Annotated in this window: 19 protein-coding genes; 10 read left to right on the top strand and 9 right to left on the bottom strand. The window is 58.5% G+C overall.

Annotation, left to right across the window (positions count from 1 at the left end):
• The first annotated feature begins 9 nt into the window (after positions 1-9).
• Positions 10-459 (top strand): SRPBCC family protein, encoded by a 450-nt coding sequence (locus Aeroheme_RS00745; RefSeq protein ID WP_168236184.1) that lies wholly within the window; start codon positions 10-12, stop codon positions 457-459.
• A 232-nt stretch (positions 460-691) separates the two neighbouring features.
• On the opposite strand, the gene Aeroheme_RS00740 is transcribed toward Aeroheme_RS00745, so the two are convergent.
• Entirely contained in the window at positions 692-1,192 is a 501-nt protein-coding gene (locus Aeroheme_RS00740) for a DUF1993 domain-containing protein (protein ID WP_411166527.1), read from the bottom strand.
• A gap of 279 nt (positions 1,193-1,471) precedes the next feature.
• Between Aeroheme_RS00740 and ydfZ the strand changes: the two genes are divergently transcribed.
• Positions 1,472-1,669, top strand: a complete 198-nt coding sequence (gene ydfZ, locus Aeroheme_RS00735) for a putative selenium delivery protein YdfZ (protein WP_106885287.1) — start codon at positions 1,472-1,474, stop codon at positions 1,667-1,669.
• 153 nt (positions 1,670-1,822) lie between these two features.
• Here ydfZ and Aeroheme_RS00730 read toward each other — a convergent pair whose 3' ends face one another.
• Entirely contained in the window at positions 1,823-2,164 is a 342-nt protein-coding gene (locus tag Aeroheme_RS00730) for a ligand-binding protein SH3 (RefSeq protein WP_262113175.1), read from the bottom strand.
• 273 nt (positions 2,165-2,437) lie between these two features.
• Between Aeroheme_RS00730 and Aeroheme_RS00725 the strand changes: the two genes are divergently transcribed.
• Complete coding sequence (locus Aeroheme_RS00725) at positions 2,438-2,965, top strand: winged helix-turn-helix transcriptional regulator (RefSeq protein WP_171277064.1); 528 nt, start codon at positions 2,438-2,440, stop codon at positions 2,963-2,965.
• Positions 2,962-4,239 carry a beta-ketoacyl-ACP synthase II gene (gene fabF / locus Aeroheme_RS00720; RefSeq protein WP_168236182.1) on the top strand — a complete coding sequence of 426 codons (1,278 nt, stop codon included), beginning with the start codon at positions 2,962-2,964 and terminating at the stop codon, positions 4,237-4,239. Before Aeroheme_RS00725 ends, fabF begins: the two co-directional genes overlap by 4 nt.
• 110 nt (positions 4,240-4,349) lie before the next feature.
• Here fabF and Aeroheme_RS00715 read toward each other — a convergent pair whose 3' ends face one another.
• The 7 genes from Aeroheme_RS00715 to Aeroheme_RS00685 all read right to left on the bottom strand — a co-directional run bounded on the left by Aeroheme_RS00715 (position 4,350) and on the right by Aeroheme_RS00685 (position 8,559).
• Positions 4,350-5,723: a DUF4397 domain-containing protein gene (locus Aeroheme_RS00715; RefSeq protein WP_411166526.1), complete on the bottom strand. Its 1,374-nt coding sequence runs from the start codon at positions 5,721-5,723 to the stop codon at positions 4,350-4,352.
• A gap of 297 nt (positions 5,724-6,020) precedes the next feature.
• Positions 6,021-6,308 carry a hypothetical protein gene (locus tag Aeroheme_RS00710; protein ID WP_111911690.1) on the bottom strand — a complete coding sequence of 96 codons (288 nt, stop codon included), beginning with the start codon at positions 6,306-6,308 and terminating at the stop codon, positions 6,021-6,023.
• Between the two features lie 24 nt (positions 6,309-6,332).
• Positions 6,333-6,752, bottom strand: a complete 420-nt coding sequence (locus Aeroheme_RS00705; RefSeq protein WP_290071241.1) for a BON domain-containing protein — start codon at positions 6,750-6,752, stop codon at positions 6,333-6,335.
• 27 nt (positions 6,753-6,779) lie between these two features.
• A complete protein-coding gene (locus tag Aeroheme_RS00700; RefSeq protein WP_106885292.1) occupies positions 6,780-6,938 on the bottom strand; it encodes a DUF3309 family protein in 159 nt (52 codons plus the stop codon).
• A 257-nt stretch (positions 6,939-7,195) separates the two neighbouring features.
• On the bottom strand, positions 7,196-7,369 hold the full coding sequence (locus Aeroheme_RS00695) for a hypothetical protein (protein WP_411166525.1): 174 nt from the start codon (positions 7,367-7,369) through the stop codon (positions 7,196-7,198).
• 84 nt (positions 7,370-7,453) lie between these two features.
• A complete protein-coding gene (locus Aeroheme_RS00690; protein WP_338889248.1) occupies positions 7,454-8,233 on the bottom strand; it encodes an SDR family oxidoreductase in 780 nt (259 codons plus the stop codon).
• Positions 8,233-8,559: a nuclear transport factor 2 family protein gene (locus Aeroheme_RS00685; RefSeq protein ID WP_059114014.1), complete on the bottom strand. Its 327-nt coding sequence runs from the start codon at positions 8,557-8,559 to the stop codon at positions 8,233-8,235. The genes Aeroheme_RS00690 and Aeroheme_RS00685 overlap by 1 nt, the downstream gene beginning before the upstream one ends.
• A gap of 93 nt (positions 8,560-8,652) precedes the next feature.
• Here Aeroheme_RS00685 and Aeroheme_RS00680 point away from each other — a divergent pair, with 93 nt between their 5' ends.
• The 6 genes from Aeroheme_RS00680 to Aeroheme_RS00655 all read left to right on the top strand — a co-directional run bounded on the left by Aeroheme_RS00680 (position 8,653) and on the right by Aeroheme_RS00655 (position 14,273).
• Complete coding sequence (locus Aeroheme_RS00680) at positions 8,653-9,018, top strand: winged helix-turn-helix transcriptional regulator (protein ID WP_411166524.1); 366 nt, start codon at positions 8,653-8,655, stop codon at positions 9,016-9,018.
• Positions 9,019-9,222: 204 nt separating this feature from the next.
• Complete coding sequence (locus Aeroheme_RS00675; RefSeq protein WP_411166523.1) at positions 9,223-10,008, top strand: hypothetical protein; 786 nt, start codon at positions 9,223-9,225, stop codon at positions 10,006-10,008.
• 288 nt (positions 10,009-10,296) lie between these two features.
• Positions 10,297-11,190, top strand: coding sequence for a LysR family transcriptional regulator (locus Aeroheme_RS00670; protein ID WP_411166522.1), 894 nt, complete (start codon positions 10,297-10,299; stop codon positions 11,188-11,190).
• 263 nt (positions 11,191-11,453) lie between these two features.
• Positions 11,454-11,984, top strand: a complete 531-nt coding sequence (locus tag Aeroheme_RS00665; protein WP_411166521.1) for an REP-associated tyrosine transposase — start codon at positions 11,454-11,456, stop codon at positions 11,982-11,984.
• 175 nt (positions 11,985-12,159) lie between these two features.
• On the top strand, positions 12,160-13,053 hold the full coding sequence (locus tag Aeroheme_RS00660) for a retron St85 family effector protein (RefSeq protein ID WP_323904322.1): 894 nt from the start codon (positions 12,160-12,162) through the stop codon (positions 13,051-13,053).
• 179 nt (positions 13,054-13,232) lie between these two features.
• Positions 13,233-14,273, top strand: a complete 1,041-nt coding sequence (locus Aeroheme_RS00655) for a retron St85 family RNA-directed DNA polymerase (protein ID WP_323904324.1) — start codon at positions 13,233-13,235, stop codon at positions 14,271-14,273.
• Positions 14,274-14,953 lie beyond the last annotated feature (680 nt).

Below are 14,953 nucleotides of genomic sequence, written 5' to 3'. Positions count from 1 at the left end.
GTACCCCTCATGACAACTGGAACTGTGACACTGCACCGCGTACTCAAGGCCCCGCCGATGCGGGTATACAGAGCCTTTATCGAGGCGGACGCCCTGGCCAAGTGGCTGCCGCCCCATGGCTTCACCTGCCGGGTGGAGCATCTGGAGGCCCGGGTCGGCGGCACCTTCAGGATGGCGTTCTTCCATTTCGGCAGCGGCCACAGCCATGCCTTCGGCGGTGAATATCTCGAGCTGGAACCGGGCAAGCGCATCCGCTACACAGACAGTTTCGACGACCCCAAGCTGCCCGGTGAAATGCGGGTCACCATCACCCTCACCCCGGTGCTGTGCGGCACCGAACTGGCCATAGAGCAGGCCGGCATACCCGCGCTCATCCCGGTCGAGATGTGCTATCTCGGCTGGCAGGAGTCCCTGACCCAGCTCGCCGCCCTGGTGGAGCCCGAGATCCCGAGCGAATAAGCCGGGGCCATCCCGGGGATGCCGGGGCCCAAAAAGCAGAGAGCCTGCCGGATGGCAGGCTCTTTTCATTCCGGCAGGGCAGCGGCTTACAACCTATCCCAATAGGCGTCATTGTCGAAGGCAGTTTGGACACAGCCAGCGCGCAGAAACCGGAGCGTACTGGAGTACGTGAGGATTTCGAGCACTGCCTGGGTTCAAAATGGCGAGTTAAATAGCCTGATGGGATGGGTTCTTATTGCAGGTTCAGGCCACCCAGGTAGTCCTTCTTGCCGAGATCGACCCCGGCCTGGCGCAGCAGGGCATAGGTCATGGTCAGGTGGAAGTAGAAGTTCGGAATGCCGTACTCGTGGACGCAGCTGTGGCCGTCCATCCCCTTGCCACCCGCCCAGTAGGGGTAGTAATGGCCGCTCGCATACCGGCTGAAGTCGGCGTCCAGCTTGCTCTGCAGATAGGCGATGGTCTTGGCTGCATGAGCGCGCAGATCCGCCATTGTCTTGGGATCATCCCCCAGCACCGGCGGCTCGCTCAGGCTGGCGGTGGCCACCAGGGCACGGGCGCTGTCACAGCAGATCAGCACCTGTTTGCTCAGCGGCAGCATGTCGACGATGAGGCGCTCATTGAAGAAGTTCTCCACATTGAACTTCTTCGCCGCGGCATGGGCCTCGGCCTTGGCCAGACACTGGTCCAGGTTGGTCAGCATCTTGATGAACTGGGCGGCGATTTCACGATTCATATTGGGATCCCGGTTGGTTGAAGGCAGTTAAACGAGCGGCACCACTATAACCCATCCCTTTTCCGGTTCGAGCCTGTGGCGATGAAAAGCAGAGGCGACCCGCGTGCCCTGCGACAGGCAATGGCGGCCTCGGCGGGGCCCCTTGCCAGCGCGCCCGGCTCCCTGAGTCCCTCTTTCCCCTTTTTTTGATCTGTGACAGGCATCTCGTTTTTTCGGAGGCGTAGTCTGGGCCCGTTGTCCCAGCACGGGCCGGGACCCACACCCGAAAAGGAGAATGCCATGAAGATCTACGATAGAAACCGCAATGTGCTGACCCTGGGCCAGCGCGTCATGATTGCCGCCACCGGCGCGGTCGATACCCTGAAGGAGGCTCACACCGACAACCTGACCCCCTATGAGGCGGAGCATGAGAAGTGCGTGCTGCTGGCAAACACCCAAGAGCGTTATGCGCCCATAGAGTTGATTAGACTAGGCTGATCCCCTTCCCCGTCACCCTACTCTTTACAATTCACCCGGCCGCCGCGCCCCAGCTGACGGCCGGGTTTCTGGGTTCCCTGACCCTCTCCTTTCCCTCATCCCACGATGTTGACGGCCCCCCTGCCGCCTTAGGCAACGCAGAGCGGCCCTGCCTCATGACGGTGAGGCGATGCAGCTTGCCGGTATCCAGCCCGAGCCCCCTGTTTCGTTGTGCACCCAGAGCCAGCCGGCCAGCTCTCTCTCCACCCTGACCCTTTCACCCACCACCACATCCAGTTCGCGGGCGGTGTAATCCTGGCGCGCCAGCGCCTCCCCTTCCCCGAGGAGCGTCAGCAGCGACAGCGGCGCCCACCCCTCGTTGCCGTCCGTCGTGAAGGTGCGCACCCAACCCGGAAACTCGTCATCCTCGTGGCCGATACGCACCCGCTCCCCGGCGCTAAAGCCGATGGGATTGGGGTAACTGGTGTGGTGAGCCGTGGTGATCAGCGCCAGCATATGATTCTTCTCCGATGTGCTCTGGTTGGGGGGAGTAACACTGACTTGATACCACAAGTGCCGCCCCATTGCCGGGAGCCAGGCCCCATGGCGCCCACAGCCTCTCTCGGCAGCCCCCTGGCGATGACATGCCCTGCAAGGTGGGTGTCCCAGATTTCCCCTCTCCCAAGGTGCCTATTACCATCGCCCACCACCGGACGGCACTAGTCACTTGCATAATGGAAGTAAGGGCCGTATGGTGACTTCCATTATGCAAGTAACCTGATAACCCATATGCGCAAGAAGAGTCTGAGTGAACAGCAGTGCCCCATCGCCCGCAGCCTGGATCATGTCGGCGAGTGGTGGAGTCTGCTGATTATCCGCGATGCCATGCATGGCCTGTCGCGCTTCGATGAATTTCAAAAGAGCCTTGGTATTTCCCCCAACATACTGACCCGGCGCTTGACCGCCCTGGTCGAGGGGGGGCTGATGGAGAAGCGGCTCTACTCCGAACGCCCCCCTCGCTATCAATATGCGCTCACCCCCCGCGGCCAGGATCTCAGCGCCGTGCTGATCGCGCTGCTCACCTGGGGCAATAACCACCTTGCGCCCGAGGGAGCCAGCATCCAGCTGAGGGATGCCCAGACGGGCGAGCTGGTCGAGCCCATGCTGGTGGACAGGCGCACGGGTCAGGAGATTTCACCCTCGCGCCACACCCTGGTGCCGGGACCGGCCGCCAGTGACGGCATGAAGCAGCGTCTGCGCCATACCAATGGCGTGATGAGCGGCGATAACCCTTCGAAACAGGAATCAGAATCATGAGCTCAACTCGCATCGTGGTGACAGGAATGGGAGCTGTGACCCCGCTTGGATATGGGGTGGAAACAGTGTGGCAGCGGCTGCTGGCGGGCCAGTCCGGCTTGCGCCGCCTGCCGGAGGCCTTCACCGAAGGGCTGGCCGCCAAGGTGGGCGCCATGGTGCCCTCCCTGGCAGAAGATCCCCTGGCCGGGTTTGATCCTGATGCAGTGGTGCCGATCAAGGAGCAGAAGAAGATGGATCGCTTCATCCTCTTTGCCATTGCCGCGGCCAAGGAGGCCCTGCTGCAAGCCAACTGGGCCCCCAGGACGGCGGCGGAGCAGGAGCGCACCGCCACCATCATCGCCTCGGGCATCGGCGGCTTCCCCGCCATCGTCGATGCGGTGCGCACCACGGATGAGCGGGGACCGCGCCGCTTGTCCCCCTTCACCATCCCCTCCTTCCTGGTCAACATGGCGGCGGGCCATGTCTCCATCAACTTCGGCTTCAAGGGGCCGCTCGGGGCACCGGTCACGGCCTGCGCCGCAGGGGTGCAGGCCATTGGCGACGCCGCCCGGCTCATTCGCTGCGGTGAGGCCGACATCGCCATCTGTGGCGGGGCCGAAGCCACCATTGACCGCGTCAGTCTGGGCGGGTTTGCCGCTGCTCGCGCGCTGTCCTCAGCCTATGCCGATGACCCCGAAGCGGCCTCCCGCCCCTTCGATGTCGACCGCGATGGGTTTGTCATGGGCGAAGGGGCCGGGATCCTGGTGATTGAATCCCTGGAACACGCCCTGGCCCGGGGCGCCACCCCCATAGTGGAGCTGGTGGGCTATGGCACCAGTGCCGACGCCTATCACCTCACCGCCGGTCCCGAAGATGGCGACGGCGCACGCCGCGCCATGATGGCGGCCCTGGCTCAGGCCGGCATTCAAGCGGCGGATGTCCAGCACCTCAATGCCCATGCCACCTCGACTACGGTGGGTGACAGGGGGGAGCTGGCCGCCATCAAACGCGTATTTGGGGATGACAACCAGATTGCGGTGACCTCCACCAAGTCTGCCACCGGCCACCTGCTGGGGGCCGCCGGGGGCATAGAGGCCATCTTCACCGCCCTGGCCATTCGCGATCAGAGAGTGCCTGCCACCCGCAACCTGCTACAACCCGACCCGTTCGCCGACGGCGTGGACATAGTGCGGGGCACGGCTCGTGACATGGGGATCGAGCACGCCATCTCCAATGGGTTTGGCTTTGGTGGTGTGAATGCCAGCGTGCTGTTCAAGCGCTGGCGGGGGGCCTGATCTCGCTGGTGTCATCATCCTGGGACACCCAGACTTCCTGCCATAAAAAGACCCAAACTGAAGGGCTCAGTTTGGGTCAGGTTGCGAGTCAGCTCACTCGCAGAGGGTCATCATTTGCTGCTGACGTCGTCCAGGATCAGCAGCTCAGGATCCACGCCACCGACACTGTCAGACAGGGCCGCGGCTGTCAGCACCTGACCGTTGGCCAGGGTGACCGGCAGGGGACCTATGACCGGGGTCTTGTCACCCGAGGCCGTGACTGTGACCTGGTAATCACCGGCGGCAACGGCAAGATAGCCGCTGTCTGCCTTGAAGGGCACGGCCTTGAGCACCGGTGAGGCGCCGCTGATGTCCGTGCCCGCAGTCAGGTAGACGTCGACCGCCGGTGCCGTGGGGGCGGCATGGAGCACCCGCAGTTGAGCCTCGGTAGCAACCACCCGTCCGGTATCCGTCAGCAACAGTGGCTCTATGGTTTCACCTGAGGGGTCCAGCAACTGGCCGACGGCAAACAGGGAGTAGCGAGCCCCCGCCTTGAGCGGCACGTCGCTGGCACTGATCACCTCAGGGGTGGCGGCTCCGGTTGGCGTGACCACAAAGTCATAATCGGCGGCGGCCAGCCCCAGATACCCGGTGTTCCCCTTGAAGGCCAATCCTTGCAGCGGGGCCGCTGTCGGCGCAACGCCATTCACCCAGATGTCGACAGCAGGGGCATCGGCAACCGCATGGACCACCCTCAGCTGCGCCTGCTCATCGACAGACAGGATGGGGGTGGCACCAGCATCGCCGATGGCGAGCAACTGCACCGGGCTTGGCCCCGCCCCCAGGTTATCGATCGCCGCCATCAGCAGGTCAGCCCCGGCGTTGAGCGTCTGCGGGCCAGAGTCATAAACCACATCCACCGTACCCGGCAAGGTCAGCCTGATCTGGTATTCCCCTGCCGGCAGGGTGAGGGGGTCGCTGTAGGTCTTGAACGGAATATTGGCCAGCGTCGGGCTGCTCAGGGCGGCCCCCGGCGCGGTGACATGGATGTCGACCGCCGGTGCACCCGGTGCGGCATGCAGCACCTGTACACGAATATCACCACCGGTTGGCGCCTGGTTCGGCCGCTCAATCACCAGCGGACCAAAGGCGGTATCACCGCTGCCAGCCAGTTTGCCGACGGCCAGCACGTCGTACTGAGTGTCGGGTTTCAGCTCGAGAGACACAGGGCCTATGACAGTCGTCGTCGTCCCCCCTGGCAAGATGCCGTCGACCGCGACTTCGTGACTGCCAGCGGCAACCGGCTTGAGCCCGCTGCTGCTGCCATAGTCAACGGCCGTCAGGAAAGCCGCACCATCGACCCTCACATCAACCTTGGGGGCATCAGGGGCCAGATGGCTGATCCTGATGGTGGCATTGGGCGGACTGCTGTCATTATCACTCCCCCCACAGGCTGCCAGGGTTAATCCCATGGCAATGGCTGCACAACGCTGAAACCATTTCATTTGATCAATCTCCATTTGGTAAGTGGCCAGAGTGATATGACTGTCCCGAACGATTGGATCACAGCGCTCTGTGTGATGGCGGTTGACGAGATGAAAGGAGGGATGGGCGTTGGCAATCCAGGGTCAGCCAGCGACACGGGAAAAGGCGGCGTGAATGCAGGCGAGTGGTTCAGGGGGCCTGATCTCCCAGGCGGGTGAATATCATCATGCTGGCTGAATGGCCGGCGAACTCCCCACCCGGGCGTTCGCCGACTTTTTTCATCTTGGGACACCCAGCATCCCCAGGGGGATCCCCGCTCACTTGAATTTCGACTGGGCCTCCGCCAGACCGCTCTTCAGATCGTGCCACATCTGGTCGGCGGTCAGCTTGACCTGCTCCCAGGACTCGCCGCTCTCCCTGCCGAGCACCTCCATGCTGTCGGAGGCGGCATGCTGCCTGGCACGCAGGGCCTGAAGCTCCTTGCTCCCCTTGACCCTCATGTCGGCCGAGAGGGTCTCCAGCCTGGCTTCCAGCAAATTGATCTGGCAGCCCCACTCCTTGAGCTGGGCGCTCATTCTTTCCCGGTAGGCTTGGTGCATTTCCATCTTGTGCTCCTTGAGCAAGCGACCCTATTGGGTCGCGGTGAGGGTTAGCTGATTGACGACATTCTCGACGCCATCCACCGCCATCGCGATCGCGCTGGCCTTGTCGCTGTTGGCTTGCGAATCGGCCGTCCCGGTCAGGGTGACGACACCGCCGACGGTATCGACGCTGATCTGCAGTGATCTCAGGCCGGGCTCGCCGAAGAGCTTGGTCTTCACCTTGGTGGTGACTTCGGTGTCTGCCCAGGCCTGGGCGCTCTCGGCACCTTGCTGGCTCACCTTGTCTTCATACTTGTCGAGGGTGGCATCGACCTTCTTGCCAGTCTCGCTGGCCGCCTCATCTATGCTCTTGCCGGCCTGTTCCGCCGACCCCGGTTTGTCGCATCCGCTCAGCCCCAGGGTGCAGAGCAGCGAGATGGCGACGAGGGTTAGGTTGCTGTGTGGCATCTGTTGATTTCTCCGAAGTGAACTTGGCTAGATCTTGCCGAGCAAGACCAGGATGAGCAGTACTGTCAGTACCAGTCCGATAACGCCGCTTGGCGCGTAACCCCAACCCTGGCTGTGCGGCCAGCGGGGAATGGCGCCGATCAGTAGCAGGACAAGCACGATCAGCAGAACGGTTCCAATGGTCATGGCTTTCTCCTAAAGGTTGCATCTGGGCGACATAAACGACCCATCTGATAGTGCGACCCGTCCACAGGCCCGGTCTGTACGCAAACACACAGAGGGGGGAGAGATTTTGATCTTTCCTGGCCGGGCGGGTGGGCAAGCAAGGGCGCAGAGGTTGCAAGAGGCGAACATGGAAGGAGAACGCAGTGACGCCCCCACCTGGGGGTCCGGCAGCGAAGGGGGGCTTTATTGGCTATCCGGTTATCTGCCGCCCGCAGGGCTTAGGGGCGAAGGGGTGAACCGGACCATCCCTTGCCGAGAGTGCGGATCAGCAGCAGTACCGGCAGCAGGGTGACCAGCAGCCAGTGCGCATGGGGCAGGATAAAGGCATGGATGATTTCTCGCGCCAGCCAGGTCGAGGCAGTGGCAGCAGAAGGCGGCCCCCAGCAAGGCACCAAACTCCTGCCCGGGCCGCCTTGAAAGCGTGCGGCCCGGGGTGTGGGGGCCTCCTTTCTCTGATGCCCCCTCCCGGTGCCTGCCTAAGCGGTGGGCACAGTGCCTCCGTCAATCACATATTCAGTACCGCTGATAGAGGCGGCCAGAGGCGACGCCAGAAACGCGATGAGATTCGCGACTTCCTGCGGCCTGGCGGGGCGGCCGAGGGGGATCCCCCCCAGGGAATCCATGATGATCTGCTTGCCTCCCTCGTAATCCGTGCCGGCCTGGGTCGCAAGCCGCTCAGCCAGCGCAACGGATGCCTCTGTCTCTATCCAGCCGGGAGAGACCCGCACCACCCGCACGCCTTTTGGCGTCACCTCTTTCGACAGACTCTTGCTGTAGGTTGACAGCGCAGCCTTGGCGGCGGCATAGGCCGTGGTCGACTCCGGCAAAGGCAGCTCACGCTGGATGGAGGTGACATGGATGATCACCCCCTCCCCCTGTGCCAGCATGGCGGGCAACAGCGCCCTGTCCAGACGCACCGCAGGCATCAGGTTCAGGTTCAGCTCCCGCTGCCACTCATCCTCCCCCAGTGCCGCGAAGCCGCCACCCGGCGCCGATGAGCCGCCCAGCACGTGGACTATGATGTCCACGCCGCCCAGCCTGGCGTTGACGGCATCCACCACCGTGTTGCAGCCTTGCACAGTGGTCAGATCGGCGGCGACGAACAGCGCCTCGGGCAGGTCCGCCGGGCGGCTGCGCGCCGTGGTCAGCACCCGGGCGCCATTGTCACGAAACAGGGCGAGCACGGCTTTCCCCACCCCCTTGGTGCCTGCGGTGATCAGTACACGCCGGCCTTGCAGTGCCAAATCCATCGCCATCACAGTATCTCCAGAGATTGAATATCATTGCCCGACATCAGAAACCGGTGTTCAAGCATCACCGGGCTGCCGGGGAAGTTGCCCGCCACCTCGGCAACCACTGTCACCCGCGCCCCTGCCTGCGTCACCGTCACCGGCTCCACCCTGTACTCGACGGCTTTTCGGGTCCCTGCCATCCAGGCCTGGATGGCGCTATGCCCCTGATGGGTATGGCTTTCGTCCCGCACGAGCGCATCTGCGGTGAAGCACCCGGCAAGGCGGGCTGGATCCGCCCCATTGCTGACCTCGAAATAGGTGGCAATGGATGGAAAGTGTAGAGAGGTCATCGTCATCCTCGCTGAGAGACAGTTGCTGTACATCCACTTTCCACATAGGCTTACGTTTAATCAAGAACGCACAAAAAAGTAAGTGACTCACCCATGACCAGAATTTATACCCCTTCGACTGCGGCTATCGGTGTCGAAGACGTGCTCAAATTGCTGGAAGGCCGCTGGAAACTGGTCATCCTGTTTCACCTGTTCGATGGCAAAGTGCAGCGTTATTCGGACTTTGAACGGCTGATCCCGGCCATTTCCCAGAAGATGCTGGCCCAGCAGCTGCGACAGCTGGAAGCGGACGGCATAGTAGTGCGCAAGGTCTACCCGCAGGTGCCGCCCAAGGTGGAATATCGCCTGACCGACTGGGGACAGGCCCTGTGCCCGGCATTGGATGCCTTGTTGAAATGGGCGGAGCAGAAAGAGACGCTCCAGCCCCAGAACCCGGCCGAGCAGGAAACCTCCGACTGACCCTCAGTCAATACAGGAGCCGCCGGTCCGCTCCGTCACGGGGCCCATAACCGGTCGGGGGCTCCCGGCTCAGACATCGGCTCACGGATGCCCTTCTTCCTCGTGATTCATTACCATGAGTGAATTTTGATATCAGTCGAGTGCCATTTCAGTGAACACTTCACCGCCCTAGACTGCTTCTCGAACCTTAACGAGGAGTCTCATATGAAATTCACCAACGTCGCTCTCCTGGCCGGTGCCATCGCCTCTGCCCTCTCTTTCAACACCTTCGCCGGTGACCTTGTCTCGGTGCAGTTCAGCGATGGCCGCCCCGCCGTGACCGGGGTCGAGGCGGTCAACGGGGTGCTCAACCCCATAGGGGTCAACGTGGTCACCGTCGAGATTCCCGACGGGGCCAGGCCGCTGCTCGAGGCCTCCCACCGCCGCGCGTTGACCAAAGCTGAGCACGGCGCCCTGATTGCGGCCTTCAACCTGAGTCAGGGGGATCTTCTGGAGCAGGCCAGGCTCGCAGGGCGCGCGCCTGCGGTGAAAGGAGGGGGCGTGGCGACCGAAGAGACGGGCGTCGGCCCCTACCCCAAGGTCTATGACCTGATGGCGCTGGACGATCGCACCCGCAGCGCCGTGCTGGGCAAATACGGCCGCATGCATGTCAACTCAGCCGAGGATGGCACCGACATCGACGAGGTGATGACAGTGGTCAGCGGCGGCCCCTTCCGCTGGGGCTTTACCCTCGAAGACGGCAGCATAGCCCGCTTCCAGATCGACAAGGTGGGACTTGAAGACAAGGCCGTGCGGATCAGCTATCACGGGCTGGGCATGCACGCCGGGCTGATGGACGCAAAACAGGGGCTGCTGGTGGCCTTCGCCCATGGCCCCGAGGCATTCACCATGCGCTACCAGGCCGAGGTGCCCCACGCCCAACTGCTCGGCACCAACCCCTGGGCCGATGTTGGCATCAGCCTGCCCCCCGCTCCCGGCAAGGCGCAGTAAGCCGGTTCGTGCCATCTGGCGGCGGGGCCCGGGCCCTGCCGCCTGCTTTATGCCTGTCGTCACGGGGCCGGGGTGCGAAGGGCCATTCCCGGTCCCCCGTCTGCGTGTCTGCCGGGCCCGCCACTCCCCGGAAGGCCCTTCTCCGGGCCGGCATTCCCACGGGCCGCTCTGTGGCTGGCGGCCGATGGCCGGGGATGGGGGATGGACACCCTCGGGATCCGCACTATTGTGATAAAAGTGCGCAATGATGGCGCCATCATTTACCAGTAGTGAATTAACGGGGGCAGGATGAACAAGATCACGGCGCTGAACGTCTTTCGCCGGGTGGTGGAGATGGGCACCTTCAGGGCGGCGGCGGACGACCTGCGCCTCTCTCAAGCCGCAGTCAGCAAGAACATCAACGAGCTGGAAGCCTTTCTCGGCATCGCCCTCATCAACCGCACCACCCGGCGGATGAGCGTCACCGAATCCGGCATGGCCTATTACGGCCAGATATGCGCCGTGCTGGACAGCCTGGACGCCGCCGACCAGTCCATCATGGCCGCCTCCTTCACCCCCAGGGGCAGGCTGAGGATCGGCATGCCCATGTCCTACGGGCTGATCCGGCTCAACCCCCTTGTCTGCGAGTTCCAGCACCGCTACCCGGAAATCAGCATCGAGGTGATCCTGAGCGACGCCTACATGGATCTGGTGGATCAGGGGCTGGATCTGGTGATCCGGGGGGCAGGCACCCTGGAGGACTCCACCCTGCGCGCCAAACCCCTGTGCGAGGTGCGGCGGGTGCTCTGCGCCGCCCCCGACTACCTCGAGGAGGCAGGCCAGCCCACCCACCCGGAGGATCTCAAGAGCCACAACTGCCTGCGCTACAGCCTCTCGTCCTCCCCCAACAAGTGGTTCTTCACCCGGGACGCGGAGAGCGTGGCGGTGGAGTTGAAGCCCGCCAGCTTCTGCGCCAACAACGGCATAGCCCTGAAACAGGCGGCCGTACAGGGGCTTGGGGTGATCCTGGTGCCCAAAGAGTTTGTGTCGAGCGAACTGGCAGACGGCACCCTGGTCAAACTGCTCCCCGACTGGCAACCCGACCCCCACGCCCTGTTCGCCGTCTACCCCTTCCACAAGGAGCAGTCCCGCAACGTGCGGCTCTTTATCGAATTTATCGTCAAGGCGTTTCAGTTGCGGTGAGCCCGGCAGGCGGGATCCTGGAGTTTGTGCCTCTCGGGCGAAACGCCGATAACCCAACTGTATGGCGGCGTGTAGGTTCGATTAGCGAAGCGTAATCGGACGATCGCGTCATCGGACGTTCGCGTCATCGGGCAATCTCGTCGTCGGTCTATCCCATCATCGGACAATGGCGTCATGCACGATCGCTTAATCGGGCGTTCGCGTGATTGGGTATATAGCGGCAAGGCTATGCTTGGCTTTTCTGCCGAAGATAGGGGAAATGCATGGCCAACTGGCGGCGGGCATGGTGGCCCGGCGGAACCTGGTTCTTTACCGTCAACCTGCTGGAGCGGCGCAACAACCGGTTGCTGGTGGAGCAGATCGACCTGCTGCGCCACAGCGTTGCCAAGGTGCAACAGGCTCACCCCTTCGCCATTCACGCCTGGGTGGTACTGCCCGACCATCTCCACTGCATTCTCTCTTTGCCGGAAGGGGACAGCGATTTCCCCCTGCGTTGGCGGCTCATTAAAAGCAACTTTTCCCGCGCCTTGCCGAAGACGGAGCGGCGCAGCCAGACCCGGTTACGCCACGGGGAGCGGGGCATCTGGCAACGTCATTATTGGGAACATTTGATCCGGGATGAGCAGGATTACCGCCACCATATGGATTACGTCCATATCAACCCCCTCAAGCATGGTCATGTCACACGGGTGGCCGATTGGCCGTATTCCACCTTCCATCGTTATGTGGCGAGTGGCATCTATCCGCAGGATTGGTGCGGATCGGTGGATGGGGGGTTGGAGGGATTGGAGTAAACACCTAAAAGGGTTGTTTCGTTGTAAGCGTCCGATTACGCGATCGTCCGATTACGCTTCGCTAATCGAACCTACGAACTATATTAAGTTTTAACATGGTGATATTGATCATTTCTTTCTATCAAGACATTAGATATAGTTAAATCATTGAAAGCTACATCCATAGAGAATTTTCATGTATAGAAAGCTAGCTTCAGAACAGTTAAAGGTTGTTGCAAAAATAATTAAAGATTTTATTTTCATTCCTCTTAATAGCAAAAAGGTGACCGTCTTCCTATGCGGAGCTGATATTAATGATAGTTCCACAGCTCGAGCCAAGATGGCTGCAATATTTAGCACCGTACCCAGATATGACTTAATATATCCAGAAGACATTTTTGATGATTTACTTGCTGGGCAAGGTCAATATAGTTTACTTACCTTAGAGAACATATTAGCCGAGAGCGTCGATGCAATAGTTTTGTTTCCTGAAAGCCCTGGTTCATTAACTGAACTAGGGGCATTTTCTAATAATGCTCAACTCGCTGCAAAAACAATTGTTTTATCAGATAAGAAATTCGAAAAAAAGAAGAGCTTTATTAATTACGGTCCATATAGACTCATAAAGGAGTCTGGCACGGGAAAAGTATTTCACATAAAATATGATGATCTTAACCACGACACTGAGAAAACGGCTATATATAAAAAAGTTAATGACCAGATCACAAGAATAAGATCATCTCATGTGGTGCTTAAAAACGAGGCAAATATATTAGAGGTGGAAAGCTTTATCCTTCCATGCATATATTTAATCGAAAATATTGATAAAGTCATGTTACTCGAGTTATTAAAACATGCAACGATGCAGAAAGAAGAACTTTGCGATATTGCTATAAAATCCGCACTAAGTCGATTAACACATAAAAATTTCATCTCTAGATCTGATGGATTACTCAGTGTGACAAATGATGGTATCAACTTTGTAAGAGATAAGTTCTCCAACATATACTTAGACAAAGCTCGTGTAGAGATTTTAAATGTAGAAAATCGTAGAAATTCAACCGTATGTTATGATAGGGTGAATACGTGACGCACACTTCTAGCGAGTAGCTTTGATGTTGGGATGATGTCAGGCTGCTGGATAGTGATTCGCTATCCTACATTTAAACCGGTACATTGCCGTACCTTCAATGTGCGGATCAAGAGAGCCTTCGGTCACTTGAGCCGCACATTGAAGTCCGTTTCTTAAGACGTAGGGGTGTGCGTCACATGCAACATGTTGAATCAGAAAATATATATAGGCTGAAGAACATTGGGTTGCCTGCTATCCGTGTTTTGAACGACCTCGCAACAGCAACAAGACTATCGCCAGAATTCTTAAAAATAATATCTGGCCGCTCCAAACGCTTTTATAAAATTTATGAGGTCGAAAAAAAATCAGGTGGTCGACGGATCATTTCACAGCCATCGCGAGAGCTCAAAGCTATCCAAGGTTGGATTTTAAGAAACATTCTTGACAAGCTATCTGTTTCTCCATACTCGAAAGGTTTCGAAAAGAACACTTCGATTTTAGATAATGCATATCCTCACATCGGCGCTAACTACATCCTTTCTCTTGATATAGAAGATTTTTTTCCAAGTATTCACGCAAGTCATGTATATAACATTTATCGCTCCGTTGGATATAGCAAGAATATCAGCAGGATCTTTACAAACTTATCCGTATATGATGGTGGCTTACCCCAAGGTGCACCTACGTCACCTAAGTTGGCTAACCTGATATGTTCAAAATTAGATGCGAGAGTCTCTGGATATGCTGGTCCTAAAGGAATAACTTACACAAGATATGCAGACGATTTAACACTATCAGCCCAGACAGCAAAGAAAATATTGAAGGCTCATGATTTCATTAAATTTATACTGAAAGATGAAGGCCTTACAGTGAATGATAAAAAAACATGTATTCAAGGCCCGAGAAAAAAGAAAATCGTTACCGGACTAGTAGTAACTGAAAAATCTGTAGGTGTTGGCAGAGAGCAACTTCGGATTATTAGGGCAAAAATACATCATCTATTCACTGGCGAGAACAGCGATATAGCCCACGTTAACGGTTTGATATCATACCTGTATGGTGTAGACAAGAAAAGCTATAGAAAGACAATTCAATATATAGACAAATTAACTCAAAAGTTTGGATATTCACCACAAAACTTAATAAGCTCTAAAGAGCGTATAGTAAAATCAAAAAAATCAAACTCAATACAGAAAAAGAAAAGTGTAAAACCAGTAATTTCGATTAGCGATGCATAACCCAAATTACTCAAAAAACCAACTTTAAGAATTATTCTTTCGTTATCATTCTTCACCTCAAGCGAGCAGCAACAAATCTGTTGGTAACGAATGTTGTTCACTACATAGCGATGAAAGGTGGAGGAAGGCCAACCACCTTTCATTTGCAGTGGGTCAGATGACTGACCTGCCTCTAACCTCGCATACGCCGTCATCAGCCACTTGGCGCCAGCGTCGTCGAACTGGATCTACGCAAGACTCTGCTGGCCGACATCTTCGAAGTTGAGTTCCACCCCATGCCCGAATTTCGTATTAAGCACCCAAGCCGCAGGTGGGCACGGTATTGATCCCCCTCCAATCCGCCAAGGGTCAGAGGCAACGTCAGGGACGCCATCAGGGATGATGGCGTAGCCGCAGTCGGCACAGGGATGTGCCGTCTGCGGCGGCCCGTCCGACGTTGGCTCTGGCCCGAGGGGACTGGCGAAGCCAGCGGATTGGCGGGGGTGGCCTTTCTTTTGGTGACTTTTCTTTGGCCATGCAAAGAAAAGTTACTCGCCCAAGCCCGAAGGGCGGGCGAAACCCTGTCGAGGGCCACGCCCTCGCGTCCTGCACGGCGCCAGCCGTGCTGCCAACAACCAGACACACAATTTACCCATGACGCGAACGTCCGATTACGCTTCGCTAATCGAACCTACAGTCCT

It is taken from the genome of Aeromonas sp. DSM 116730 (assembly GCF_046581335.1).
Taxonomy (GTDB): Bacteria; Pseudomonadota; Gammaproteobacteria; order Enterobacterales; family Aeromonadaceae; genus Aeromonas; species Aeromonas rivipollensis.
Note: the sequence above shows the minus strand (reverse complement) of the source record. Positions and strands in the feature narration are given on the sequence as shown.